This is a genomic window from Microbacterium algeriense, assembly GCF_008868005.1.
Taxonomy (GTDB): domain Bacteria; phylum Actinomycetota; class Actinomycetes; order Actinomycetales; family Microbacteriaceae; genus Microbacterium; species Microbacterium algeriense.
On the sequence record NZ_WAAO01000002.1, the window covers coordinates 232,391 to 257,410 of the forward strand.

General features: G+C 70.1%; 19 protein-coding genes and 1 tRNA gene. 15 read left to right on the forward strand and 5 right to left on the reverse strand.

The window, feature by feature from the left end; all coding sequences use genetic code 11:
- Positions 1 to 14: 14 nt before the first annotated feature.
- The 3 genes from F6A08_RS08720 (at position 15) to F6A08_RS08730 (ending at position 5,074) form a co-directional block, all read left to right on the forward strand.
- Complete coding sequence (locus F6A08_RS08720) at positions 15 to 1,106, forward strand: YlbL family protein (protein ID WP_151459259.1); 1,092 nt, start codon at positions 15 to 17, stop codon at positions 1,104 to 1,106.
- Positions 1,107 to 1,182: 76 nt separating this feature from the next.
- Positions 1,183 to 4,080, forward strand: a complete 2,898-nt coding sequence (locus F6A08_RS08725) for a UPF0182 family membrane protein (RefSeq protein WP_151459260.1) — start codon at positions 1,183 to 1,185, stop codon at positions 4,078 to 4,080.
- A gap of 151 nt (positions 4,081 to 4,231) precedes the next feature.
- Positions 4,232 to 5,074 carry a universal stress protein gene (locus tag F6A08_RS08730; RefSeq protein WP_151459261.1) on the forward strand — a complete coding sequence of 281 codons (843 nt, stop codon included), beginning with the start codon at positions 4,232 to 4,234 and terminating at the stop codon, positions 5,072 to 5,074.
- 72 nt (positions 5,075 to 5,146) lie between these two features.
- Here the strand turns inward: F6A08_RS08730 and F6A08_RS08735 are convergent.
- Positions 5,147 to 5,220, reverse strand: a tRNA-Met gene (locus tag F6A08_RS08735).
- A gap of 97 nt (positions 5,221 to 5,317) precedes the next feature.
- Here F6A08_RS08735 and F6A08_RS08740 point away from each other — a divergent pair.
- Positions 5,318 to 6,133, forward strand: a complete 816-nt coding sequence (locus F6A08_RS08740) for a carbon-nitrogen hydrolase family protein (RefSeq protein ID WP_151459262.1) — start codon at positions 5,318 to 5,320, stop codon at positions 6,131 to 6,133.
- A 9-nt stretch (positions 6,134 to 6,142) separates the two neighbouring features.
- Here the strand turns inward: F6A08_RS08740 and F6A08_RS08745 are convergent, their stop codons facing one another.
- On the reverse strand, positions 6,143 to 7,345 hold the full coding sequence (locus tag F6A08_RS08745; protein WP_151459263.1) for an aminotransferase class I/II-fold pyridoxal phosphate-dependent enzyme: 1,203 nt from the start codon (positions 7,343 to 7,345) through the stop codon (positions 6,143 to 6,145).
- Between the two features lie 98 nt (positions 7,346 to 7,443).
- On the opposite strand from F6A08_RS08745, the gene F6A08_RS08750 reads away from it, so the two are divergent.
- The 3 genes from F6A08_RS08750 to F6A08_RS08760 are packed head-to-tail and all read left to right on the forward strand — an operon-like array spanning position 7,444 to position 11,719.
- Positions 7,444 to 8,985 carry a S1C family serine protease gene (locus F6A08_RS08750; protein ID WP_225855791.1) on the forward strand — a complete coding sequence of 514 codons (1,542 nt, stop codon included), beginning with the start codon at positions 7,444 to 7,446 and terminating at the stop codon, positions 8,983 to 8,985.
- Between the two features lie 47 nt (positions 8,986 to 9,032).
- Positions 9,033 to 10,286, forward strand: coding sequence for a CDP-glycerol glycerophosphotransferase family protein (locus F6A08_RS08755; protein ID WP_151459264.1), 1,254 nt, complete (start codon positions 9,033 to 9,035; stop codon positions 10,284 to 10,286).
- Entirely contained in the window at positions 10,283 to 11,719 is a 1,437-nt protein-coding gene (locus tag F6A08_RS08760) for a CDP-glycerol glycerophosphotransferase family protein (protein ID WP_124895212.1), read from the forward strand. Before F6A08_RS08755 ends, F6A08_RS08760 begins: the two co-directional genes overlap by 4 nt.
- Positions 11,720 to 11,734: 15 nt before the next feature.
- Here F6A08_RS08760 and F6A08_RS08765 read toward each other — a convergent pair whose 3' ends face one another.
- Positions 11,735 to 12,760: a glycosyltransferase family 2 protein gene (locus F6A08_RS08765; protein WP_372507444.1), complete on the reverse strand. Its 1,026-nt coding sequence runs from the start codon at positions 12,758 to 12,760 to the stop codon at positions 11,735 to 11,737.
- Between the two features lie 133 nt (positions 12,761 to 12,893).
- Here F6A08_RS08765 and F6A08_RS08770 point away from each other — a divergent pair, with 133 nt between their 5' ends.
- The 6 genes from F6A08_RS08770 to F6A08_RS08795 all read left to right on the forward strand — a co-directional run bounded on the left by F6A08_RS08770 (position 12,894) and on the right by F6A08_RS08795 (position 18,825).
- The gene (locus F6A08_RS08770; protein ID WP_124895213.1) at positions 12,894 to 14,177 is read left to right on the forward strand and encodes a CDP-glycerol glycerophosphotransferase family protein; all 1,284 of its coding nucleotides are present in this window, start codon (positions 12,894 to 12,896) and stop codon (positions 14,175 to 14,177) included.
- Positions 14,174 to 14,950 carry a biotin--[acetyl-CoA-carboxylase] ligase gene (locus tag F6A08_RS08775; RefSeq protein WP_151459265.1) on the forward strand — a complete coding sequence of 259 codons (777 nt, stop codon included), beginning with the start codon at positions 14,174 to 14,176 and terminating at the stop codon, positions 14,948 to 14,950. The genes F6A08_RS08770 and F6A08_RS08775 overlap by 4 nt, the downstream gene beginning before the upstream one ends.
- 86 nt (positions 14,951 to 15,036) lie before the next feature.
- Positions 15,037 to 15,555, forward strand: a complete 519-nt coding sequence (locus F6A08_RS08780) for a PH domain-containing protein (protein ID WP_069188234.1) — start codon at positions 15,037 to 15,039, stop codon at positions 15,553 to 15,555.
- A gap of 97 nt (positions 15,556 to 15,652) precedes the next feature.
- Positions 15,653 to 16,777 (forward strand): 5-(carboxyamino)imidazole ribonucleotide synthase, encoded by a 1,125-nt coding sequence (locus F6A08_RS08785; RefSeq protein WP_151459266.1) that lies wholly within the window; start codon positions 15,653 to 15,655, stop codon positions 16,775 to 16,777.
- A gap of 129 nt (positions 16,778 to 16,906) precedes the next feature.
- Entirely contained in the window at positions 16,907 to 17,374 is a 468-nt protein-coding gene (gene purE, locus F6A08_RS08790; protein WP_124896823.1) for a 5-(carboxyamino)imidazole ribonucleotide mutase, read from the forward strand.
- Entirely contained in the window at positions 17,371 to 18,825 is a 1,455-nt protein-coding gene (locus F6A08_RS08795; RefSeq protein WP_017203284.1) for an LCP family glycopolymer transferase, read from the forward strand. Before purE ends, F6A08_RS08795 begins: the two co-directional genes overlap by 4 nt.
- Positions 18,826 to 19,009: 184 nt before the next feature.
- Here F6A08_RS08795 and F6A08_RS08800 read toward each other — a convergent pair whose 3' ends face one another.
- Together F6A08_RS08800 and F6A08_RS08805 are read right to left on the reverse strand one after the other, a co-directional pair.
- Positions 19,010 to 19,594, reverse strand: coding sequence for a hypothetical protein (locus F6A08_RS08800; protein ID WP_124895215.1), 585 nt, complete (start codon positions 19,592 to 19,594; stop codon positions 19,010 to 19,012).
- 143 nt (positions 19,595 to 19,737) lie between these two features.
- Positions 19,738 to 21,501, reverse strand: coding sequence for a DUF4012 domain-containing protein (locus F6A08_RS08805; RefSeq protein ID WP_151459267.1), 1,764 nt, complete (start codon positions 21,499 to 21,501; stop codon positions 19,738 to 19,740).
- Between the two features lie 121 nt (positions 21,502 to 21,622).
- Here F6A08_RS08805 and F6A08_RS08810 point away from each other — a divergent pair, with 121 nt between their 5' ends.
- Positions 21,623 to 22,696 carry a glycosyltransferase gene (locus F6A08_RS08810; RefSeq protein WP_151459268.1) on the forward strand — a complete coding sequence of 358 codons (1,074 nt, stop codon included), beginning with the start codon at positions 21,623 to 21,625 and terminating at the stop codon, positions 22,694 to 22,696.
- 284 nt (positions 22,697 to 22,980) lie between these two features.
- Entirely contained in the window at positions 22,981 to 25,020 is a 2,040-nt protein-coding gene (locus tag F6A08_RS17660) for a hypothetical protein (protein WP_192576730.1), read from the forward strand.

Consider the following 25,020-nt stretch of genomic DNA (forward strand, 5'->3'; position numbering starts at 1 on the left):
GACGGAGGAATGCAGTGGATCGAACGCGGTCTGGGAAGCTCGGACTCGGAGTCTGGGCGCTCATCGTCGCCCTCATCGCGCTCGTCGTGCTGACCTTCCTCCCGTCGCCCTACGTGATCCAGCGACCGGGCCCGGTGTACGACACCCTCGGCACCGCGACCGACGAGGACGGCGAGGAGGTTCCGCTGATCAGCGTCGAGGGCGCCGAGACGTTCGAGACGGCGGGCACGCTCGACCTCACGACCGTGCAGGTCGTGGGCAACCGCGAGCGCACACCCAGCTGGTTCGAACTCGCCCTGGCGTGGATGGACTCCTCCCGCGCGGTCGTCCCGCTCGACTCCGTGTTCCCGGAGGGCGTCACGACCGAGCAGCGCGACGAGCGCAACGCGACGCTCATGATCGACTCCCAGCATGAGGCGACCGCGGCCGCGCTGAACGAGCTGGGCTACGACACCGGAGCGCAGGTCGTCGTCGTCGACGCGGTCGAAGGCACTCCCGCCGACGGCATCCTCCAGGCGGACGACGTCATCACGGGCATCGGCGGCACTCCGGTCACCTCCGCGACCCAGTTGCGCGAGGCGATCCAGGAGTCCGACGGTCAGCCGGTGCAGCTCACGGTGCAGCGCGACGGCGAGGAGAAGACCGTCGAGGTCACGCCGGAGAAGAGCACCGAGGGCGGGACCACCACCTGGCTCATCGGCGTGACGCTGCGCACGGACTACGACTTCGAGATCGATGTGACGATCCAGCTCGACAACGTCGGCGGGCCGAGCGCCGGCATGATGTTCGCGCTCGGCATCATCGACACCCTCACGCCGGGGGAGCTCAACGGCGGGGAGAACGTCGCCGGCACGGGGACGATCGACGCGGAGGGCACCGTCGGCCCGATCGGCGGCATCCGACAGAAGCTCTACGGGGCGCGCGACGCGGGGGCCGAGTACTTCCTCGCTCCGGCATCGAACTGCGATGAGGTCGTCGGCCACGTGCCGGACGGACTGAAGGTGATCCGCACGGCCACGCTCGACGAGTCGCTCGACGCCCTCGAGGTGATCGCCGACGGGGGAGACGTGGACGCGCTGCCGACCTGCGAGCTCCCGGCGAGTTGATCCGACCACGGCACCGTGACCTCGCCGTGATCGCGATGACAGCCCGCGCACAGTGAGCGATGCCTAGGATGGAACGGTGACCTCGACCTCAGCTCAGAACCCGGCCACGCCTCGAACCTCCCGACGGATCCTCGGCATCTCCCTGGTGATCATCGCCGCGTTGATCGCGGTGTTCTTCGTGTTCGCCTCCCTCTACACCGAGTTCCTCTGGTTCGACCAGCTCGGCTTCACCGGCGTGCTGACCACGCAGTGGATCGCCACGGCGGTGATGTTCGTGGTGGGCTTCCTCGGTATGGCGGTGCCGCTGTTCGTCGTCATCCAGCTGGCGTACCGGCTGCGCCCGGTCTACGTGCGCCTCAGCTCGCAGCTCGACCGGTACCAGGAGGTCATCGAACCCCTGCGCCGTCTGGCGATGTGGGGCATGCCGATCTTCTTCGGCCTGTTCGCCGGTTTCGCGGCGGCGGGTCAGTGGAAGACCGTCTGGCTCTGGGCCAACGGCGTGGCGACGTCGGAGGTCGACCCGCAGTTCGGTCTCGACACCGGGTTCTACATGTTCGCGATGCCGTTCTACACGATCCTGCTCGCGTTCGTCTCGGCCGTGCTCCTGCTCTCGCTCCTGGTCACCGCGCTCGTTTCTTACCTCTACGGTTCGGTGCGCATCGGCCAGGGTGAGCTGCGCATCTCGAAGCCGGCACGCATCCAGCTCGCCGTGATCGCCGGCCTCTACCTCCTCGTGCAGGCCGCGAGCCTGTGGCTCGACCAGTACAAGACCCTCGTCGAGCGCGACGATCGCATCACGGGTGCCGCGTACACCGGCGTCAACGCCACGATCCCCGGTCTCGCGATCCTCGCCATCATCGCCGCCGTCGTCGCGATCCTCTTCTTCGTCACGGCCGTCATCGGCCGCTGGCGCTTCCCGCTCGCCGCGACGGCCCTGCTCATCGTGGCCTCGCTCGTCGTCGGCATCGGCTACCCGTGGGTGGTCACGACCTTCCAGGTGAAGCCGAACCAGAACGCCTATCAGGCGGAGTACTACCAGCGGAACATCGACGGGACCAAGGAGGCATACGGGGTCGCGAACCTCGAGACCACGCCGTTCGAGGCCGAGACCGACGCCGAGGCGGGGCAGCTGCGCGCCGACGCCGAGACGACCGCGTCCACCCGCATCATGGACCCGAAGGTCATCCCGCCGACGGTCCGCCAGCTCGAGCAGTACCGCGGGTACTACCAGTTCCAGAAGACGATGGACGTCGACCGGTACGAGATCGACGGGAAGATGCAGGACACCGTGGTGTCCGTGCGCGACCTCGACATGTCCGGCCTCGGCGACGGCGACAACTGGAACAACCGCGTCGCCGTCTACACCCACGGCTACGGCCTGGTCGCCGCCGCCGGCAACCAGCGCACGTCGGACGGCGAGCCGGTGTTCCTGGAGCGCGGCATCCCCACCTCCGGCTTCCTCTCCGACCGGGAGAACTTCGAACCGCGCGTGTACTTCGGTGAGAACTCGCCCGAGTACTCCATCGTGGGCGCTCCCGACGGCGCCGAACCCGCGGAGATCGACTACCCGCGCGGCAAGGACGGCTCGAGCGAGACGAAGACCACGTTCGAGGGGGACGGCGGTCCGAAGATCGGCGACACGTTCACCAAGCTGCTGTACGCGCTGAAGTTCCAGTCCGAGCAGATCCTCTTCTCGAACCTCGTGAACGACGAGTCGCAGATCCTGTACGACCGCGACCCCAAGACGCGCGTGCAGAAGGTCGCGCCGTACCTGGAGCTCGACAGCGATCCGTACCCGAGCGTCGTCGACGGGCGCATCGTCTGGATCGTCGACGGCTACACCACCAGCTCGACCTACCCGTACTCGACGAGCGTGAGCCTCTCGGACGCGATCGCGGACTCGAACATCCCGTCGCCGACGCTCGCGATCGACGACATCAACTACATCCGCAACTCGGTCAAGGCCACGGTGGACGCCTACGACGGCTCCGTGACGCTCTACGCCTGGGATGACGAGGATCCGGTGCTGAAGACCTGGCAGAAGGTCTACCCGTCGACCCTGAAGCCGATCAGCGAGATGTCCGGCGAGCTGATGAGCCACGTCCGCTACCCGACCGACCTCTTCAAGGTGCAGCGCGACATCCTCGGTGTCTATCACGTGGACAAGGCCGGCTCGTTCGCGCAACAGGACAACCGCTGGCAGACGCCGAACGACCCGCGCAGCAACGACATGCTCCAGCCGCCCTACTACCTGACCATGCAGATGCCCGGCCAGGATTCCCCACGGTTCTCGATGTTCTCGACGTTCATCCCGAACTCGCAGGGCGCCGGCGGCAGCCGAGACGTGCTGATGGGCTACCTCGCGGTGGACTCGGACGCCGGATCGGAGAAGGGCGTCAAGGCGGAGGGCTACGGGCAGCTGCGCATGCTCGAGATCGACACCGACACCACGGTGCCCGGTCCCGGTCAGGTGCAGAACACCTACAACTCCGACACCGCGGTCGTCCCGCAGCTCAACCTGCTGCAGCAGGGAGAGTCCGAGGTCATCTACGGCAACCTGCTGACGCTGCCGGTCGGTGGTGGTCTGCTCTACGTGCAGCCGGTGTACGTGCAGTCGTCCGAGGGGACGCAGCTGCCGCGTCTGCAGAAGGTGCTCGTCGCGTTCGGTGACCGGGTCGCCTTCGAGAACACTCTGACCGAGGCGCTGGACACGCTGTTCGGAGGCGACTCCGGCGCGACGGGCGGTGACGACACGGTCGAGCCGGATCCCGACGCGGCGGATCCGGACACCGGCGAGACGCCGGCGCAGCCGACCGACGCCCAGGCCGACGCCCTCGCGGCTGCTCAGTCCGCTCTCGTCGACCGCGAGACGGCACTGAAGGCGGGCGACCTCGCCAAGTTCGCCGAGGCCGATGAGCGGCTCACCGCAGCGGTTCAGAAGCTGATCGAGCTGGAGTCCGCAGCGGGGGAGTAGTCCTCCCTCTCGAGGAATGGGCGCCCCCTCGGGGGCGCCCATTCGCGTCTTCACGCCGGCGCTGCGGCCGTGGGTGGCCGCGGTTCACGCCGGAGGGCTCGCGCCGTGCGCTCCGCCGTGCGAGGGTGGGAGTCGAACAGGGAGGGCCTCGATGGCTGAGCGGATCGTTGTGGGAGTGCTGGACACGTCGGCGGGTCGACGGGCTCTGGAATGGGCGGCGGAGCGGGCGCGATCCCGAAAGGCCTCGCTGCTCCTGGTGAGTGTCGTCGGCGGAGCGGTCGGAGCAGTCGGCGAAGGTCCTGTGGTGGAGGCGGCGATCGCGTCGGCGAACGCCTTCCTCGAAGCGCACGCGCGCAACCTGGAGGCGGAAGGACTGGCCGTCGACGTGGTGGTGCTCCGTGGCGATCCGGTGCGACAGCTGGTGTCGGCCACGGCCGGGGCCACGCTCCTGGTGATCGGCAGCGACTACCGCAGCGATGACCGCGACACCCCTCGGCGCGGGGTCCATGGCCTGCGCATCGTCGCCGGAGCCGCCTGCCCGGTCGTCGTCATCCCCGATGTCGCCGCCGAGGGACGACGGGGGATCGTCGTCGGCGTCGACGGATCGCCCACGTCGGAAGCCGCCGTCGCCTTCGCGGCTGCGGAAGCGGACCGTCTCGGAGAGCCTCTGATCCCGGTGATCGTCTGGACGCCCGTGGCCGTCCCGCGCGGACCGAAGGTGTATCCCGAGCAGTATCTGACGTCGATGCAGGCGCTCTCGGAGGAGGCCCTCGCCCTCGCTCTGGCCGGCCTGCGACAGACGTACCCCGACCTCGACCTGCAGTCCCGCGTGGAACGCGGATATCCGTCCGAGGTCATCAATCGGTTGGCTGCCACGGCGCGTCTGACCGTCGTCGGCTCGCACGGTCGCGGCGCCGTCGCGCGCTTCCTGCTCGGCTCGATCAGCCACGAGGTGCTCGCGGCGCTCGTCGCGCCGACCGCGGTCGTGCGCTGACTCGAGACGGAGAGTGCAAAGGAGAAGGGCCCTCTGACCTGGATTTCTCCGAGTCAGAGGGCCCTTCATTTGTTGCGGGGACAGGATTTGAACCTGCGACCTCCGGGTTATGAGCCCGGCGAGCTACCGAACTGCTCCACCCCGCGGCACAAGAGATAACTTATCACGGATTCCGGGGTCGGTCGAATCGAGGCGACGCCGCACGGGAACCCGGGCGCGTCGTGGATGCGAGAGGATGAGAGCATGTCCGCACCTGCAGCCGTCCCCGTCGCCGTGTGCCAGTTCGCTCCCACCGCCTCCCGCCCCGACAACCTCGAGCGGGTCGCCGAGCTCGCGACCGAGGCCGCCTCGCGCGGAGCGAAGCTGATCGTGTTCCCGGAGTACTCGAGCTACTTCGTCGACCCCCTGGATGAGAGTCTCGCCGCCAACGCGGAGGACCTCGACGGCACGTTCGTGACGACGCTGATCGCCCTCGCCGCGGATCTCGCGGTCGTGATCGTCGCCGGGCTCGTCGAGCGTGCGTCCGACGAGCGGCATGTCCGCAACACGGTCGTCGCGGTGCGGGGCGACGGTGTCCTCGCGGTCTATCGCAAGCAGCACCTGTACGACGCCTTCGGGCAGACCGAGTCGGACTGGGTCGAGCCGGGTGAGGTCGGGGAGGCCGCGACGTTCGAGCTCGGAGGGCTGCGCTTCGGACTGATGACCTGCTACGACCTGCGATTCCCCGAGGTCGCCCGCGTCCTGGTCGACGCCGCCGCCGATGCGCTGGTCGTGCCGGCCGAATGGGTCAGGGGGCCGCTCAAGGAGCACCACTGGACGACGCTGCTCGGCGCGCGTGCGATCGAGAACACCGTCTACGTGATCGCCGCCGACCACCCCACTCCGATCGGTGTGGGGCACTCGCAGATCGTCGACCCGCAGGGGGTCGTCCTGGCAGGGGTCGGTACGGCAAGCGGGATCGCGGTGGCGACCGTCGAGCGCGCCGCCATCGAGACGGTGCGGACGACCAACCCCTCGCTGCGGGTTCGCCGGTACGGAGTGACAGCCCGCGAGTCCTGAGGATCCCCGTCAGGCGGAGTACCGCGTCAGCCGGGCCGCCGCTTCCTCCAGCACGTCGATCCGCTTGCAGGCGGCGAAGCGCACGAGGCCGGCGTAGTCTTCTCGATGTTCGGGGGAGACGAAGGCCGAGAGCGGAATGGCCACGACGCCGGCGCGCTCCGGGAGGGCGCGGCAGAACGCCGCAGCGTCCGCCCCGCCGAGGGCCGTCGCGTCGGCCACGGTGAAGTAGCCGCCCCGCGGTGGATGCACGGTGAACCCGGCGGCGCGCAGCCCCTGGCCGAGGATCTGATGCTTGCGCGCGAGCTCGGTCGCCGCGTTCGAGAAGTACGAGTCGTCCAGGCGCAGTCCCACGGCGATCGCAGGCTGGAAGGGGGAGCCGTTCACATAGGTGAGGTACTGCTTCACCGTGAGGACCGCCGTGATGAGCGCCGCGGGGCCGTGGATCCAGCCGATCTTCCAGCCCGTCGTGGAGAACGTCTTCCCTGCCGAGGAGATGGTCAGCGTGCGCTCCGCCGCGTCGGGCAGGGTCGCGATCGGCGTGTGCGGGGAGTGGAAGGAGAGATGCTCGTACACCTCGTCCGTCACGATCACCGCATCGTGCTGCTGAGCCAGCCGCACGACCTCAACGAGCACCTCCCGGCCGAAGACGGCTCCCGTGGGATTGTGCGGGTCGTTGACGAGGATGATCCGGGTGCGGTCGGTGACCGCCGCGGCGAGCTGTTCCAGGTCCGGTTGGAAGTCCGGGGCTCGCAGCGGGACCGTGCGCAGTCGCGCGCCGGCCAGCGCGACCGCGGCGGCGTAGGAGTCGTAGTACGGCTCGAAGACGACGACCTCGTCGTCCGGGCCGTCGATCAGGGCCAGCAGTGTGGCTGTCAGAGCCTCGGTCGCTCCGGCGGTCACGATCACCTCGGTGCCCGGATCCACGTCGAGCCCGTAGAACCGGTGCTGGTGCTCGCTGATGGCGGCGAGCAGGTCGGGGACGCCTCGACCGGGCGGGTACTGGTTCGCACCGTCGGCGATCGCACGGCGCGCAGCCTCCAGAACCTCGGCAGGGCCGTCCTCGTCGGGGAAGCCCTGCCCGAGATTGATCGCCCCGGTTCGGGCCGCTGCGGCGGACATCTCTGCGAAGATGGTGGGCGCGACGGTTCCGTCCGCAGCGAGCAGACCTGCACCCGCTGCCGTGCGCCGCCATGCGCCGGGAATGACACTCATGAAGAACAGGCTAAGGCCATAGCTGAAACTCATCCTCGACATAAGGAACGCACAGACACAGGCGTCATTCTGAAATGGTCGTTGAAGGAGCACACACCATGAACGAAGACAAGACCCCCGACCAGTCGGCAGCCGCGTCGAACGACGCCGTGCCGTCCACCCAGGCCGCAGAGGTCGCCGCCCAGTCGGCGACGGGTGCCGCCGCTGACACGCCGAAGCCGGCCCCTGCCGCGCCGGTGCACGGACACGAGGTGCCGTCGACGTTCACGTCCCCTGCGCCCGCCGCCCCCGTCATCGCCTCGGTGCCGCACGGTTACGCGCCCCCGTCCGCAGGACACGCGCCCGGCGCCGCTTTCGGCATCCCGACGGCTGCCTCGCACACCCAGCCCACGCAGCCGCTCGGCGACGCCTCCACCGCTGGGCCCAAGGTGAAGGAGCAGAAGCGAGGCGGCACGAGGATCGCGGCCTTCATCGTGGCGGCAGCCCTCGTCGGCGGCGTCGCGGGCTTCGGCGGCGGCGCCCTGCTGAACGGCCTGCAGGAGACCCCGTCCTCCGGAACGGCCACCGGACCGCAGACCGTCACCGTGAACAATCCGGGCTCGGTCAACGAGACCACCGCGGTCGCGACGGCCGCTCTGCCGTCCGTGGTGACCATCGAGGTCGCCGGTTCCGACCAGGCGGGAAGCGGTTCCGGTGTGATCATCAGCGATGACGGCTACGTCCTGACCAACACGCACGTCGTGACCCTGGGCGGCGCGGTCGCCGATCCGACGATCCGGGTGACCACCTCCGACGGCCGCATCTTCGAGGCGACCGTGGTGGGGACCGACCCGATCTACGACCTGGCCGTCATCAAGCTGAAGGGGGCGGAGGGGCTCACGCCGATGGACTTCGCCGACTCGTCGAAGCTCAACGTCGGTGACACGGCCGTCGCGCTGGGCGCCCCGCTGGGACTGGCGAACTCCGTCACCACCGGCATCGTGAGCGCGCTGAACCGCAGCATCCAGATCGCGTCGTCCGCGCTGCCCGACTCGTCCTCCGAGGACGCGCCGGATCAGCAGCAGTCGCCCGACCAGGGGCAGGGCCAGGGGCCGTTCCAGTTCGACATCCCCGGCAGCGGCACCCCGCAGACCTCCGACAGCATCTCGATCGCCGTGATCCAGACCGACGCCGCGATCAACCACGGAAACTCGGGCGGCGCACTCGTGAACAGCAAGGGTGAGCTGATCGGCATCAACGTGGCGATCGCGAGCTCGGGAAGCTCCGAGGACTCCGGTTCGATCGGAATCGGATTCGCCATCCCGTCGAACATCGCCAAGCGCGTCTCCGACGAGATCATCGCCGACGGCGCGGCGACGCACGGTCTGCTCGGGGCCTCCGTGCAGGACGCGTCGAGCGTCGAGGGCGCGACCGTCGCCGGGGCGTACATCGCCAAGGCGAACGAGGGTGGCGCCGCGGCCGCGGGCGGTCTCGAAGCGGGCGACATCGTCACCGAGTTCAACGGTGTGCCGATCACCAGCGCCAGCGATCTGACCGCGCAGGTGCGCGCGGCGGCGGCCGGCAGCAAGGCGGACGTCACCTACGTCCGAGGCGGCAAGGAGTACGACATCGAGGTGACGCTCGGCGAACTCGCCGGCTGATCCTCCCGTCACGGAGAAGGACGCCACCCGCGCGATAGGCTCGCGGGGTGGCGTCCTTCTCTTTCGGCACCGGCAACGCGGCCAAGCTCCTCCGGATCCCGCTGTATGCCGTCGGACGCATCGGCACCTTCCTCCTCCCGCGTGGCCGTCGCTGGGTGTTCGGCTGCGGCGCCGGTATCGGCGACGGAGCGCTCGCGCTGCACCGCCACGCATCCGCGATGGGGCACGACACGCTGTGGCTCACGGCCACCGCGCGCGAAGAGCGCGACGCAGCGGCCCTGGGCATCCCCACCGCCCCGAAGAACAGTGCCCGCGGATGGTGGGCCACAGCGCGCGCCGGTGTGCTCGTGGTCACGCACGGTCTCGGAGACGTGAACCGGTACGCGAACGGCGGCGCCTTCGTGGTCCAGCTCTGGCACGGCATCCCGCTGAAGCGGATCGGCCTGGACTCCTCCGCGACGACGCAGGTGCCGCACGTACCGGGAGCGGCTGTGCTGCGTCGTCTGGTCGGGTTCCTGTATCGCGCGGCCGCCCAGCGCATCCGCGTGCTGCCCGCCGCATCCGACCGCGCGCGAGGACGCCTCGAATCCGCCTTCGGTCTCGGCGATGACCGCGTGGTCGTGACCGGTGAGCCCCGGGTTGATGTGCTCTCGGCCGGTCCCGCCGAGGAGCGACGGCGCTCCGCGTCGGCGGTGCTCCATGCCGCCGTCGACGACCTTCCCGAGGGCGCGCGCACCGTCCTCTACGCGCCGACCTGGCGCGACGGGGCGCCCGACCCCGCCGTGCCGACCGCGGCGGAGTGGACTCTCATCCTCCGTGCGCTCGAGCAGGCCGACGCGGTTCTCCTCGTGCGCTCGCATCCGCTCGGTGCCGGACGCTACGCGCCGCCGCAGCCGAGCCGCAGAGTGCGGTCGCTCGGCGCCGATCGACTCGCCGACGTGACTCCGGCCCTCGCCGCGATCGACGTCCTCGTCACCGACTACTCCTCGCTCGCCTACGACGTCGGTCTGCTGGGCATGCCGGTGCTGTTCCTCGCGCCCGACGCCGAGGAGTACGCGCGCACGCGCGGCTTCTACGGCAGGTACGAGGACGTCGCAGGTCCCGACCCGGCGAGGGACTGGACGCAGCTGGTGCAGCAGCTCGAGGCGCTGCTGTCCGACGATCGGGCGTACGACATCGCCTCCTCGCGTTCCGCTACGCTCAGCGCGGAGATGCATGCGCATCGGGACGGGCGAAACACCGAGCGCGTCTACCAGGTCATCCGCGCGCGGGGGATTCCCGCGCCGAAGGGAGCAGCATGACGACGGCCCGCATCGATGACGCCGCAGAGGCGCTGGTCATCGCCGGGACCGGTGCGCGACCGGCAGCGGCCGTCCTGGTCGGACCACGAGCGCGCGTCGACGCGCGCATCACCGGCGGCGGCAAGACGTGGAAGGCCACCTTCCCGCTGCAGGCGTCACGCTGGGGCGGGCCCCTGCTCCCGCTGCCGGCCGGACGATACGAACTGCGGATCGCGGATGCCGACCTCGCCGACCTCCGTGTGCCACCCGCGGTCCTGACCGGCGTCCGCATCGCGGTGGACGGGGACGAGGTGCGGATCGCCGCGCCCATCGATCCGGTGTACGAGACGGCCGAAGGGCGCGCGACGCTGGAGGAGCGCTACGTGGCGCAGACCGGTGGGACCGAGAACGCCGTGTTCTTCGAGAGCTTCTACGGCCGGAGCGTCGGCTGCAACCCGCGGGCGATCGACCGGGAGCTCGCCGCCCGTGCGCCAGAGGTGCGGCGGTACTGGAGCGTCACCGACCTCTCGGTGGAGGTGCCGGAGGGGGCGATCGCCGTCGTCGAGGGCAGCCCGCAGTGGTGGCATGCCCGCGGAGCCGCTCGACTGCTCGTGGTGAACGACTGGCTGCGCCGTCGGTTCGCCCGCAAGCCGGGCCAGAAGGTCCTGCAGACGTGGCACGGCACGCCGCTGAAACGACTCGCCCTGCACCGCCCGGGGTTCGACCCGCGGCGCATGGCTGCCGTCGTCAAGGAGTCGCGGCGATGGGACGTCCTGCTGGCGCAGAACACCTACTCCGAGCGCATCCTGCGCAAGGCGTACGCGTTCTTCGGGCGGCCGATCTGGGTCGAGGGCTATCCCCGCAACGACGCTCTCGTCACGGGCGACGCCGCGGCCGTCCGCGAGGCGCTGGGGATCGGCGCGGACGAGCGGGTGCTGCTGTACGCCCCGACCTGGCGTGACGATCGCACCGAGATGGTGGACTTCGTCGACGCCGAGCTGCTCGCCCGCCAGGCGAACGCGGTGGTGCTCGTGCGTGGGCACTCCCGCACGATCGAGCAGGGCAGGGACAGGGCGGGAGCGCGGGTCATCGACGTCACCGGCTATCCGGAGACGTCACGGCTGCTGCTCGTCGCCGACGCCCTCATCACGGACTACTCCTCGGTCATGTTCGACTTCAGCGTCACCGGCAAGCCGATGTACTTCCTCGTGCCCGATCTCGACCACTACCGCGGCCAGCTGCGCGGCTTCTACTTCGATCTCGCCGATCGCGCCCCCGGTCCGCTGGTGCGCACCCAGGACGAGCTCGCTGCCGCCCTGGACGATCCGGACCACGTCGCGACCTACGCCGAGCGGTACGCCGCCTGGCGGCGGCAGTTCAACACGCGGGACGACGGGCACGCCGCTCGACGTGTCGTCGACCGCCTTCTGGACCTGGGGTTCGTCACCCGCTGAGCCCGGGAGTCGGCGCTAGGGGAGCGGGGTGTTGCGCGTTCCCAGACGGGAGGCGTCGACCGTGTCCCTCGCTCCGCGGAGGACTCCGCCGAGGAAGCCGAGCCCCCAGGAGAGGTGCATGGTCGGCAGGACCGCCAGGGTCCACAGCCGTTGACGAAGGCCGCCGCCGCCGGGCGCGAGGGCGACGCCCACGACGAGCAGCACGTACAGGGCCAGCGGGGTGTAGACGAGAAGCGAGGCGATCAGCGACGCCGGCCCGCTGAGCACTCCGGCGAGCTGCAGGATGCCGACGACGAGGGCGAGGACGACGACCAGCAGCAGGATCGGGGGAGCGAAGTAGCGGATGCCGTTGCGGCGTCCGAAGCGTCTGACGAGTTCGCCGCGCCACGCCCCGGTCGCCCGGAACTGCCTGGCCAGTCGGAGCCAGCTCTCGCGCGGCCAGTAGGTCACGGAGAGGTCCGGATCGAACCACACCCGGTGCCCGGCCTGGCGGATGCGCAGGTTCAGCTCCCAGTCCTCGCCGCGGCGGATGGACTCGTCGAAGAGGCCGACCTCGTCGAGCACGGCGCGGCGCATGACGCCGAGGTACGCCGATTCCGCCTCGCCCTCCTGCGTGCCGCCGTGATAGGCGCCTCCGCCGAGCCCGACGGGGGAGTTGTACAGGCGCGCGACGGCCTTCTGGAAAGGAGAGCGCCCCTCGGCGTGCATCACCCCGCCGACGTTCGCCGCTCCGGATCGCTCGAGGGTCTGCAGCGCCCGCGCTGCGTAGCCGGGCGACAACTCGGAGTGCGCGTCGACGCGCACGATGGTCGCGTAGCGGCTCGCGCGGATCGCCGCGTTCAGTCCGACCGGGATGTGCGCCGCGGGGTTGTCGACGAGGCGGATGCGCGGATCGGCAGCGGCGAGCCTCTGCGCGAGCTCCGTCGTGCCGTCCGTCGACGGCCCGAGCGCGAGGACCAGCTCGGCCGGTCCGTCCACGTCCTGGGCGAGAACCGAAGCGACCGCATGCTCGAGGTACGCACGCTCGTTGAGCACCGGCATCACGAAGGACACCCCGGACGGGGGAGTGGGGGATTCGTCAGCGGGCACATGTCGATCATGGCACGACGTCTCGCGCGTTCCCTGATGACAGGGGGGACCCGACCCGCGGAAGGCGACGAACTATCCTGGAGGGATGGGTGCACTGTCTGACGCGAAGAAGGCCTACCGTCTGCTGAAGCGGGCGCTCGCGTCCCGGTCCGCCGTGCAGCGCGTGCGTCGACGCCTCGCCGAGCGCGAGCCGCACCCCCAGGGTCGCTTCCAGGTCGCGGTCTACTTCGCCGACGGCGACGTGAACATGTACCAGATGCGTCAGTGGTACCGACCGCTCGCCGAGCTGGCCGAGCGCTGGCCGGTCGTCGTGCTCGCCCGACAGGCCACCGGTGCGGAGAAGCTCCTGGAAGAGGATGCCCCGCCCGTCGCCTTCGTGCCGAAGATCCGCGATCTCGAGCGCTTCATCGCGACGCAGGACATCCGGGTCGTGCTGTACGTGAACCAGAACACCCGGAACTTCCAGATGTTCCGCTACGGGCGGCGCTGGCACGTGTTCATCAACCACGGCGAGTCCGACAAGATGTACATGACCACCAACCAGTACAAGGCCTACGACTACGCCTTCGTCGCCGGCCAGGCCGCGCGGGACAGGCTCTCGCGCACACTGTGGGACTATGACGTGGACCGGCGCACGATCGAGATCGGCCGCCCGCAGGCCGATCACTATTCGGGCATCCTCCCCTTCACCCCGGACGACCGCACGGTGGTCCTGTACGCGCCCACGTGGGAGGGCGACCGCCCCAGCGCGCATTACGGCTCGATCGCCTCGCACGGCGAGACGCTCGTGGCGCGGCTGCTCGCGACCGGCGAGCACCGTGTCATCTACCGACCGCACCCGCGCAGCGGCGTCGTGGACGAGGCCTACGGTGCGGCCCACCGTCGGATCATCGCGGCGATCGAGGCGGCGAACGCCGCGGATCCCTCGGCGCACCACGTCTACGATCACGGGCCCGAGCTCGGCTGGCAGCTCACCGCGGCCGATGTCGCCGTCGTCGACATCTCGGCGATGGTGTACGACCGGCTCGCCGCGGGCAAACCGCTCATGATCACCCGTCCGGCGGATGAGCGCGCCTCGGTGGACACGCAGGGGTACCTCGCGGACTGCGAATGGCTGACGGTCGAGAGCGCGTCGGACATCGTCGCGGAGGTCGAGCGGGTGCGCTCCGACGAGGCGGCGATCGCGCGCCTGCGGATGTGGGTGCAGCATTACTTCGGCGACACCACCCCCGGCGTCGCCACCGAGAAGTTCCACGCCGCGGTGGAGCGGCTCATGCAGGAGTGGGAGCGCTGGGAGGCCAGCGAGGTCGGAGCGGTCCGTCCCGACGAGGACGACGACGACGAGGAAGCCGACGAGGACGAGGCATGACGGCCTCCTTCCCGCTCGCGGGCACGGTCGCCTCGCGGCTGGAGCACGTGACTCGCACCGGCTCGACGAACGCCGACCTCCGGGCGCACGCGGAGGACGCGGAGGGCTGGCCGCACCTGTCGGTCCTGACCACGCACGACCAGGCGGCAGGACGAGGCCGCCTCGATCGCACGTGGGTGGCGCCGGCCGGCTCCGCCCTCGCGGTCTCGGTCCTGCTTCGGGAGCTTCCTGCCGCCCCGACCGCACGGGGATGGATCCCGCTCGCCGCCGGTGCCGCGATGGCGGCTGCCGTCGCCGAGCAGCTGCCGGGACGCGACGTCGCCCTGAAGTGGCCGAACGACGTCCTGGTCGACGGACGCAAGATCTGCGGCATCCTCGCTGAGGCGACGACAGGGGCGGTGGTCCTCGGCGCAGGTGTGAACACGCGCATGACGGCCGAACAGCTGCCGGTGCCGACGGCGACCTCGTTCGCGGTGCTCGGCGCCGACGTCGACGAGGATCGTCTGCTCTCCGGCTACCTCACGACGCTCGACGGCTACCTGTGCGGCCTCCTCCAGGCGGGCGACGCCATCGCGAGCGGCCTTCACGACGCTGTCTCGGCACGATGCGCGACGCTCGCGCACACGGTCCGGGTCTCGATGCCGGGCGATCGCGTCGTCGAGGGAACCGCTTCGCGCCTCGACCGCGAGGGACGCCTGGTGGTGGTCGTCGACGGCGCGGAGCACGCGATCTCGGCCGGTGACGTCGTGCACGTGCGTCCGGCCGGAAGCTGACACGCCGCGGTACAGCCGGGGATGTCGCCGATCACGGGCACAATGGTGGGGTGACCCAGCCTGTGACGCTCGGCGGGCGGCCCCTGATGCCGCCACCCGGTACGCCTGCGGAAGAGCTGCTGATCGCGCGCTTCCGCAGTCACGCGCGCCGGCTGTTCTGGTCGGCGCTCGTGCTCATCGCGACCTTCGGGGCCACGGCCTATCTCTACGGCAACCTCCCCGAGGGGTTCGAGGACTGGATGCTGCTCGCCGCCGCCGGTGCGCTCGTCCTGATCGCCGTCGTCATCCCCTTCGTGGTCTGGTTCTCCCGGAGCACGACCGTCACGACGCGGCGCGTCATCGCGCATCAGGGCGTCGGCGCACGTCGCCGTCGTGAGATGTCGCACTCCCGCGGCTACACGATCGCGGTTCGCCGCGGTCCGCTGCAACGCCTGTGGGGCACGGGGACCATCACGCTGTCGAACGGCGTGGATGCGCCGCTGCGGCTGTCGAACGTGCCGAACGTGACGCTCGTGCATGAGACCCTCGCCGATCAGATCGAGGTCGGCCAGATCCTCGCGCACCGCGATGCGCAGTCCGGCGGGGACGAACCCGGCTCGCTGTGACCCGAGACGGGTCCTCGCGCCGTCTCGGCGTCGCGTCCGATGTCGAGCGGGCGGCTCCCGGTGCGGAAGAATGGGGGCAGACGAATGGAGGCGGCACATGGCGCTGCGAGTTGGCGTGATCGGCGGAGGACAGCTGGCCCGGATGATGATCGCCCCGGCGGTCGAACTGGGACTCGATCTGAGAGTGCTCGCCGAGGAGGACGGCATGTCCGCCGGACTCGCGGCCACGGCGGTCGGTGACTATCGCGATCTCGAGGCCGTGCGCGCCTTCGTCGCGGACGTCGACGTCGTGACCTTCGACCATGAGCACGTCCCGCAGGAGGTGCTGCGCGCTCTCGTCGCCGACGGGGTCGTCGTGCACCCCGGCCCGGACGCCCTCCAGTTCGCGCAGGACAAGCTGGTGATGCGCGCTCGCCTCGCCGAGCTCGGGGTGCCGCAGCCGGATTGGGCGCCCGTGCGCTCGATCGACGAGCTGCAGGCGTTCCTCGACGAGCACGGCGGCGCGGGGGTCGTGAAGACGCCGCGCGGTGGCTACGACGGCAAGGGCGTGCGCGTCGTGCGGGCTGCCGGCGAGGCCGAGGACTGGATGGACGCGCTTGACCATGGCGACGCGCTCCTCGTGGAGGAGCTCGTGCCGTTCGTCCGCGAGCTCGCGCAGCAGGTGGCCCGTCGTCCGAGCGGTGAGATCGTGGCGTACCCCGTGGTGGAGACCGTGCAGCGAGACGGGGTCTGCGCCGAGGTCATCGCGCCCGCGCCGGCCGCGGGTGAGCGGTTGACCGCCGTGGCCAGGGGCATCGGCGAGTCGATCGCCGAGGGACTCGGCGTCACGGGGATGCTCGCCGTCGAGCTCTTCGAGACCGACGACGAGCGCATCCTCGTCAACGAGCTCGCGATGCGGCCGCACAACAGCGGACACTGGAGCCAGGACGGGGCGGTCACGGGGCAGTTCGAGCAGCACCTGCGGGCGGTCGCGGACCTGCCGCTGGGCAGCACGGCTGCGCGTGCGCCCTGGTCCGTCATGGTGAACATCCTCGGCGGTCCGGCGGAGGGCACTCTCGGTGACCGTTTCGCGGCGGCAATGGCCGAGCACCCCCAGGCGAAGATCCACACCTACGGCAAGGCCCCCCGCCCCGGTCGCAAGGTCGGACACGTCAACGTCGCCGACGAGGATCTTGATGACGCGGTGTACGTGGCCCGCGCCGTCGCCGCGCACTTCGACTGAGCGGCGCGTCACCGAGCAGACATGCGATTCAAGCGCGCGCCGTTCGGGGAATCTCCCAGCACCAGACCGTAGCCTGATCTGGTGACCGAGCCACTGCACTCCTCCGCCGCGCCCCTGGTCGGCGTCGTCATGGGATCCGACTCCGACTGGCGCGTGATGAGCGACGCCTCTCAGGCCCTCACGGACTTCGGCATCCCGCACGAGGTCGAGGTGGTCTCGGCGCACCGGACTCCGGACAAGCTCATGTCCTATGCGCGTGAGGCGCGGTCCCGCGGCATCCGGGTCATCATCGCCGGCGCCGGGGGAGCAGCCCATCTTCCCGGCATGCTCGCGTCGATGACGCCGCTGCCGGTGGTCGGGGTTCCGGTCCCGCTCGCCTACCTCGACGGGATGGACTCGCTGCTCTCGATCGTGCAGATGCCGGCGGGCATCCCCGTCGCGACGGTCTCGATCGGCGGCGCGCGCAACGCCGGTCTGCTCGCCGCTCGCATCCTCGGCACCGCTGACGACGCGCTCGCCGACCGGGTCGAGGCGTATGCCCGCGACCTCGAGGCGCAGGTCGAGGCGAAGAACGAACGGCTGAAGGACTCGCTGTGACCCTTGCGCCGCCGCGCGCATCGCAGCGCCCGCTCATCGAGACCCGGCCGCTGCGGCACCCGGATTCGTCTGATCCCGGGATGATGGCGAAGCGGGGCTGGTGGCTCGTCGCCCTGAACCTCGTGCTGCCCGGATCCGCACAGATCCTCGCAGGCAATCGTCGGCTCGGCCGATTCGGGCTCGGCGCGACGCTGGTGGCCTGGCTGCTGGTGCTCGTGACCGCAGGACTGGCCCTGTTCGCCCGTCCTGTCCTGCTGTGGTTCACGATCGGCGGGGGATTCTTCTCGGCGGCGGTCCTCACGATCGTCCAGGTTCTGCTCGTCGGGTATGTCGTGCTCTGGATCGTGCTCACCTTCGACGCGCTGCGCCTGGTGCGTCTGGTGAAGGTGCCAGGGGTGTCGCGCCTCGCGATCCCGGTCGTCGCCCTCGTGCTCCTCGGCCTGGTCGGCGGCGGCACCGCGTACGCCGCGACCGCGGTCGGATCGGTGCGCAGCACGCTGGGATCGATCTTCGGCCAGAGCGGGCCGAGCGTCGAGCCGAGCGACGGCTACTACAACATCCTGCTGCTCGGCGCCGACAGCGGCGACGGCCGCGATTCGATGCGCTTCGACAGCATCTCCGTCGTCTCGGTCAACGCCGACACCGGCGCCGTGACGATCACCGGGATCCCGCGCGAGCTCCCGAACGCCCCGTTCAGCGACGGCAGTCCGATGCAGGAGCTGTACCCGGACGGCTTCGAGGGGCACAGCTCGTCGACCTGCGGCTGGAACGGCTGGATGAACCATGTGCGCAACGCCGCGGAGGTGTGCCGGGAGGACCACGGGACAGGCTTGTACCCCGACGCCGACGCGCACGGCTCCGCCCCCGGCATCGAGGCGACCAAGGATGCGGCGGAGGGTGTCCTCGGCATCGAGATCCCGTATTACGTGTTCGTCGACATGCACGGATTCGCGGAGCTTGTGGACGCGCTCGGAGGTGTGGACATCAACGTCACCGAGCGGCTGCCCAAGGGTGGTCCGCCGGAGGGCTGGACAGGCACCGATGTGAACGAGTGGGCGATCGGATGGATCGAGCCCGGTCAGCAGCGGATGGACGGCGACACCGCGCAGTGGTACGCCCGGTCGCGCTACACGACGGACGACTGGGATCGGATGAAGCGTCAGCGGGAGCTGCAGGAGGCGATCCTCGCGCAGTTCACGCCGCAGACCGTGCTGACCCGGTTCAACGAGGTCGCCGCGGCCGGAACCGCACTCATCAGCACGGACCTCCCGTCCGACAAGCTCCCCGAGTTCTTCGATCTGATGCTCAAGGCGAAGGAGCAGCCGGTGACGACGATCGAGCTCACGCCCGAGTTCGGTGTGGATGAGCACCAGCCCGACTACGCGCACATCCGCGAGATGATCACGCAGTCCCTGCACCCGCCGACGGAGACGCCGACACCGCAGCCCTGACACCCGACCCGAGGCGCGGGCGATCGTGATCGCACCGTCCGGGCGCTCCAAAGCCCACGGCCGTCCCCAGGAGAGGGACGGCCGTGGGCTTCCGGTGAGTTCACCGGATGCACCAGACGACGGTGATCGGAGGGGGAGGGATCACCGTCGTCCAGTCGACCACCGCGCGAGGCGGCAGCCGGACCTAGGCGCGCTTGCGGCGGGAGGCTCCGACCGCGACGAGAGCGCCGCCGGCGACGAGCGCCGCGGCGCCGCCTCCGAGCACCCACGGTGAGACGCTTCCGCCCGTGAGCGCCAGCTCGAAGCCGTCGCCGGTGAGCGGAAGCTCGGAACCCGCGGCCGCGACCCCGGGGTCGTGGTCGCAGCTGACCGCCGCGTCGTGACCGTGCGACACCGTGATCGTGGCGGTGTACGCGCGTGACCCGTTGAAGGCGATGGCGTAGGAGCCCTCGCCGTCGGACGGCGGACGGAACGTGAGCGTCAGGCTCCCGTCGGCTGTGGCGGTGTTGCCCGACACGGCTGCATCCGCGGCGTTGAGCCCGGAGACCGCGACGTTGACGTTCTCCGACGGGAGGAAGAACCCGGGACCGAAAACGATGGTCGAGACTTCGCAGATGTCGATGATCGGGTCGCCGACCTTGACGCCGGGAGGCGTCGAGTACGAGTCGGTCGACGCGGCCGGAACAGTCGGCGCGGCGGTGGCGACAGCGGGCGCGAGCAGGACCAGCGCGCCAGCGGTGAGGCTGATGGCAGCCAGTTTCTTCAGCATGATTTCTCCCCAGAATTTCACGCGGAATCGCCTTCGGACACACCCCTGCGTCCGACTGCGTGGTGTCTTCCTGCCCCCACGGCAGTTTTGCAGACACCAGATATTCCCCAGTGAGTCGACAGTACCCTATCGGCGGGTGAAAGTCACGAAGCGCAGGTCAGAGGTTTCCGCGTCGTCTCGGGAGCGTCGATCAACGGGGTGTGCAGCACCTCGGTCAGGCGCTCTCCGGCGCCCGTGCCCTGGAACTCGACCGTGATGGTGGTCGATTCGCCGGGGGCCAAGGTGACCTCGTGCTGCACGACAGTGCGGTCGTCGAGAACCGCCGTCTGCACGGCATCCTCCTCGCCGTCCCTGTCGATGTGGTCGGGGGTGGCGCCCTGCGGACCGTAGACGGCGATCAGGGTGCGTACGCTCCCGGGGGGAACCCCGTAGAACCCGTCCGCTGTGACGTACTTCGGCAGCGCCGTCGCCGCGTCTGCGGGAGCCGTGTTCGTCCAGGTCACGCTCACCTGGGTCGTGGGCAGTCCGCGGCAGGTGCCGACCGCGGTCGCGATGGAGGCACGGGTGTAGTAGTCCATCTTGCCGCCGGTGGTGTCGTTCATCAGGACGCCCACCGACGAGCCGTCAGCGGTGTCCTCCGGGATCGTGCCGCCCAGAGCCGAGGCCGCCAGCACGGACTCCTCGTCCTCGTGCGCGCTCCAGATGCGGATGCGTCCCTCGCCGGCCGCGTCCGCGAGGGCGCCGACCAGGGCTTCGGGGTCGCCGGCGGACAGTGCCGCGCCGAACAGGGCGCTCGCGACGCCCGCGAAGATCTGGTCCTGGGCGGCCGGATCGGGGACGGCGGCGTAGATCTCGGAGAGGAGGATGTCGGTCACGTTGTCCGCGGTGGCCGTGAACGGGCCGAAGGTGAGGTCGCCGGTGACCTTTAGGAGGTGTCGGGCCACGACGGCATCCACGGCGATCACGCCGTCGACCTTCTGCCCGAAGCGGCCTTCCCATCGCGCGGCGATGGTGGCGCCGACCTCGCTGAAGTCGGGGATGCTGGTGATGTTCTGCAGGTAACGGCCCGGACGATCCTCGAACAGGGCGACCGTCGACTCGCTCAGCGGCAGCGGTGTCTCCAGGGGCGGGAAGTCCAGCGTCGATGCCTGGGACTGCAGCGTGATCTGCCCGTTCTCGGCGTGCAGCAGGGCGATCGAGCCCACGATCCCGCCGGAGGAGCGCAGCTCGGCGTTGTTCTGCATCGCGAGGACGTAGTCGCGGGGGCCTTCGCCGCCGAGCATGGTCGGCAGCAGGACGGCCGCGCCGTGCAGTGAGCCGACGACCGTCGCGGCCTCGGTGACGGCCGAACGCAGCTCTTCGACGGCATCCGCGAGCGGCGGGAGCGTGGCATCCGCGTCGATGCGTCGTGCGTCGCGCTGGGCTGCGCTCAGGGCGGCGTCGGCCGCGCCGAGCGGCTCCGCGATCGCGGCGAACGGAGCGAGATCGATCTTGCCGCCCGAGAACCCGAGGTTCGCGAGATCGAAGTCGGCCGCCACGTCGAGCAGGGGCGACAGCGCCTCCTGCGAGACGTCGTCGGCGATCTCGGCGACCTCGCTCACCGCGCGGAAGTTCGGACCGAGCCACGGCACCGCGCCGAAGACCTGCCAGACGGGATCGGAGGTGAGGTCGCGAGCCGACGCCGCATTGCGCGCGATGCTCTTCGCTATCGGCTGGGCGCCCTCCAGATCGCCGGCGGCGATCGACGACTCCAGCTGCGTCGCTCCCTTGGCGACCTGCTGGAGATCGTTCACGGCCCCGATCCCGCGGACGGCGACCCAGCCGATCGCGATCAGCAGCAGGGACAACAGGATGCCGACGGTCCACCCGATCCATCGGCGCCGGGCGGGAAGTCGACCATCGCTCACTCGAGCATTCAAACATGAACAGCGCCGTCCGTGGGCGCGGAATCTGTGGGAACGCTGACATTCGGGCGGCGCGGGCCCGGTGCTCCCAGGAGCGAAGGGCGCCCGCGGCTACCCTGATGCCATGGGTGCTCGACTGCGTGTTGTTCTGGATCAGCTCGTGCAGATCGTCGACCCCGACCAGGCTGCCGCGTCCGTGGATCTGGCGGCGGGACTGGTCGCGACGGCTCCCTCCGGCTGCACGGTCGAGGCGATCGTCCCTGCCGGCGCGTCCGTCCCCGTGGCGGGCATCTCGGAGGTGCGCACGCTGAGCCTCGGGCGCCGCGAACTCGCCGCGTCCTGGCAGCTCGGCATCGCCCCGGGAGTCGGCGGCGGGCTGATCCACGCACCGACGCTGATGGCGCCGCTCGTGCGCCACGACCGGCTGCACGACAACGACCAGACCACCGTGACCCTGTGGGACCTGCGAGCCTGGGAGGCGCCCGATCAGCTGTCGAAGGGCACGGTCGCCTGGCAGCGGGGCATGCTCCGCCGTGCGGTCAAGCATGCCGACGCGGTGGTCGTCCCCTCTCATGCCATGGCAGAGAGACTGAGCGAGCTGGCGCGCCTGGGCGACCGGGTCCGTGTCATCGCCGGTGCTCCTCCCCGCGGCTTCGCTGCACCGACCGACGCGGCGCGACGGCGAGCAGCGCTGTCCCTTCCGGAGGAGTACGTCGTGCTCGTCGGGCCGCTGGCGACGCTGACCGAGGGCTTCCGCGGCGCGATCGCCGCTGGTCTCGATGCCGTCGTTCTGGACGCGCCAGAGGGTTCGGAGCCGCGCTACGCCGAGGTGGCCTCGGCGGCCGGACTGCCCGAGCGGCGCGTGCATGTGCGGGGTGCTCTGCCCGTCGAGGACCGCGCCGCCGTCCTGGCAGGCGCGTCGGCCTTCGCGGCGAGCGACCCGGTGGCCGGCTGGCCGTGGCGGGCGATCGAGGCGATGGTCCTGGGCGTGCCGGTCGTGGCGGTCGACAGCGGATCGCACGGTGATGTGATCGCCGACGGCGGGATGCTGGTCGCGGCCGAGGACCTCGCGGAAGCGCTGTCCGAGGCCGCGAACGCGGCGGCCGAGCGGTTGCGCGTGCTCGGGTTGGACCGCGCCAGAGCCTTCTCCTGGGCGAGTTCGGCCGAACGTCTCTGGGGCCTGCACGCGGACCTCTGATTCGCTGGGAGCAGCCTGCGCATCCCTGCGACACGCCGACGGATTGCGTCTCAACTGTCGTAACAGTGGCATCATCCCGCAACTTCCGTCACACTGGTCACATGTCTCGACGTGCCCCACGCTCTCGAAACACACCGAGGACCGCCCCACTCCTCGTCTGTTTCCTTGCTGTCTCCGCCCTGCTCCTCGGCACGGCGGTCCCCGCCGCCGCTGCCTCGGCGTCCACCTCCTCGAGCAGTGCCGACCTCGCGCGCGCGTCGGTCCAGCCCGCTTCCGGGGGGATCGTGAAGACCACCCTCGCCGGGTTCAATGCGGGGAACATCATCAGCGACGCCGTGTTCACCAACAAGAGCACGATGACCGAAGCGCAGATCCAGAGCTTCTTCAACGGCAAGGTGGCGCGCTGCCTGGGCGGTCGTGACGAGAACAACGAGCCGATCGTGTGCCTCAAGGACTTCCGCATGAACACGGTGTCGCGCCCAGGCGACGCGTACTGCTCCGGCTATTCGGGAGCGGCGAACGAGTCAGCGGCGCGGATCATCTACCGCGTGGCGCAGGCCTGCAACATCAACCCGCAGGTGCTGATCGTGATGCTCCAGAAGGAGCAGGGTCTCATCACCCACACCTGGCCGAGCGCGTGGCGCTACCGCATCGCCCTCGGTCAGGGATGCCCGGACACGGCGCCGTGCGACCCCAATTACATCGGCTTCTTCCACCAGATCTACGGCGCAGCGCGTCAGATGCAGATCTACATGGAGGGCCGCTGGTTCCAGTGGTACGCCCCAGGGCGGACCTGGAACATCCTCTACAACCCGAAGGCCTCGTGCGGCTCGTCGCCGGTGGCCGTCGCCAACAAGGCCACCTCCGCGCTGTACTACTACACGCCCTACCAGCCGAACGCCGCCGCCCTCCGGGCCGGCTACGGCACCGGCGACGGCTGCTCGGCATACGGCAACCGCAACTTCTACAACTACTTCACGGACTGGTTCGGCAGCACGCAGGGCATCAAGAGGCCGGACGGTCCCATCGTCAACGTCGGCAAGGACATCTACGCGATCACCAACGGCACCGCGTACCACATCACGGCCGACGTCTGGGGCCAGTACAAGGCCGCCTTCGGCGACCCGGCGCCGACGACGAACGACCACATCGGGTCGCTCCGGCAGGGCGGGGCGGCGACCCTGTTCCTGCAGGACGCGTCCACCCTCACGGTGTCGTATCTCAGCGACGGGAAGACGCACCGGTTCCCGACCTGCGACCTCGTCGCGAGCTGGGGATCCAACTGCAACGCGCTCACGAAGTTCGACTCCGACGACTTCCGCAGGCCCGGCGCCGGGCCGGAGATGACCGTGCGGGCGAAGATGGCAGGCGATGCGCGTGTCTTCGTGATCGAGGGCAAGGACCTCGTGCCGTACGGAACCGCGGCAGCGGCGACGGCGTGGGGACAGAACCCGAGCCTCTATGCGGCGACCATGACGCCGGGCGGGGCCTCCAAGTACCGAGCGATCCCGACGCGCTTCGTTCCGGGCGAGTTCATCACGATCGCGGGATCGACCAGGGTGTACCTGCCGACGTCCGACGGGGAGCTGCACTACGTGTCCTCCTTCGACTTCGCCACCCACCTCGGTCTGCCGGTGAAGGTCACGAAGAACGTCGCCGCGACGGCGGTCGCGCAGCATCGGACCACGACGGATCTCAGCCGCTTCGTCTCGTGCGACGGTCGCGTGTACTTCGCTGCGGGCGGCACGCTCTGGCGCGTGGCTTCCTCGGGCGGGTTCGGAGTCGCGGCGGTCGACGCCCGGACGTGTGCGCTGCTGCGGATCGGGAACGACACGGCCTCGCCTCTCTTCGTCAACGGCGCCGGCGACAGCGCCATCCACATGGCGACGGGCGGAGTCTTCCGCCACGTCGCCAACCCCGCGACGCTGACGGCGCTGAACGGCCCCGGCGCCGTGCGCGTGGTGACCCTGGCGGCGGCTGACATGGCCGCCCAGCCGAAGGGGACGATGCTGCGCGCCGACATCGGCTTCGTGGTGACGCCGGGCGACGGCCGCGTGTACCTCGCGGATGCGGGACGCCTGATCTACCTCAACTCCTGGCTCCGCGCCGACGATCTGGGCCTCCCGAGGCAAGCCGTGGCGATCTCCGACGCGGCGGGCGCGGCGATGCCCAAGGCGGGGACGGTCACCACGGTCGTCCGCTGCAACGGCGTCCTCTATTCCGCCGCCGCAGGCAAGCTGACGATCATCACGGATCCGCGGGGCGTCGCCATCACCGAACTCTCGCCGGCCAACTGCGCGACGCTGAAGCTGCCGACGCGCTGA

What these genes read in the sequence shown, in the direction of transcription:
- F6A08_RS08730 (WP_151459261.1), top strand. Translation starts at nt 4,232, where the DNA reads ATGGCTGAGCGGATCGTTGTGGGAGTGCTGGACACGTCGGCGGGTCGA.
- F6A08_RS08785 (WP_151459266.1), top strand. Translation starts at nt 15,653, where the DNA reads ATGGCGCTGCGAGTTGGCGTGATCGGCGGAGGACAGCTGGCCCGGATG.
- purE (WP_124896823.1), top strand. Translation starts at nt 16,907, where the DNA reads ATGGGATCCGACTCCGACTGGCGCGTGATGAGCGACGCCTCTCAGGCC.
- F6A08_RS08745 (WP_151459263.1), bottom strand. Translation starts at nt 7,345, where the DNA reads ATGAGTGTCATTCCCGGCGCATGGCGGCGCACGGCAGCGGGTGCAGGT.
- F6A08_RS08780 (WP_069188234.1), top strand. Translation starts at nt 15,037, where the DNA reads ATGCCGCCACCCGGTACGCCTGCGGAAGAGCTGCTGATCGCGCGCTTC.
- F6A08_RS08770 (WP_124895213.1), top strand. Translation starts at nt 12,894, where the DNA reads ATGGGTGCACTGTCTGACGCGAAGAAGGCCTACCGTCTGCTGAAGCGG.
- F6A08_RS08765 (WP_372507444.1), bottom strand. Translation starts at nt 12,760, where the DNA reads ATGCCGGTGCTCAACGAGCGTGCGTACCTCGAGCATGCGGTCGCTTCG.
- F6A08_RS08810 (WP_151459268.1), top strand. Translation starts at nt 21,623, where the DNA reads ATGGGTGCTCGACTGCGTGTTGTTCTGGATCAGCTCGTGCAGATCGTC.
- F6A08_RS08750 (WP_225855791.1), top strand. Translation starts at nt 7,444, where the DNA reads ATGAACGAAGACAAGACCCCCGACCAGTCGGCAGCCGCGTCGAACGAC.
- F6A08_RS08775 (WP_151459265.1), top strand. Translation starts at nt 14,174, where the DNA reads ATGACGGCCTCCTTCCCGCTCGCGGGCACGGTCGCCTCGCGGCTGGAG.
- F6A08_RS08800 (WP_124895215.1), bottom strand. Translation starts at nt 19,594, where the DNA reads ATGCTGAAGAAACTGGCTGCCATCAGCCTCACCGCTGGCGCGCTGGTC.
- F6A08_RS08760 (WP_124895212.1), top strand. Translation starts at nt 10,283, where the DNA reads ATGACGACGGCCCGCATCGATGACGCCGCAGAGGCGCTGGTCATCGCC.
- F6A08_RS08740 (WP_151459262.1), top strand. Translation starts at nt 5,318, where the DNA reads ATGTCCGCACCTGCAGCCGTCCCCGTCGCCGTGTGCCAGTTCGCTCCC.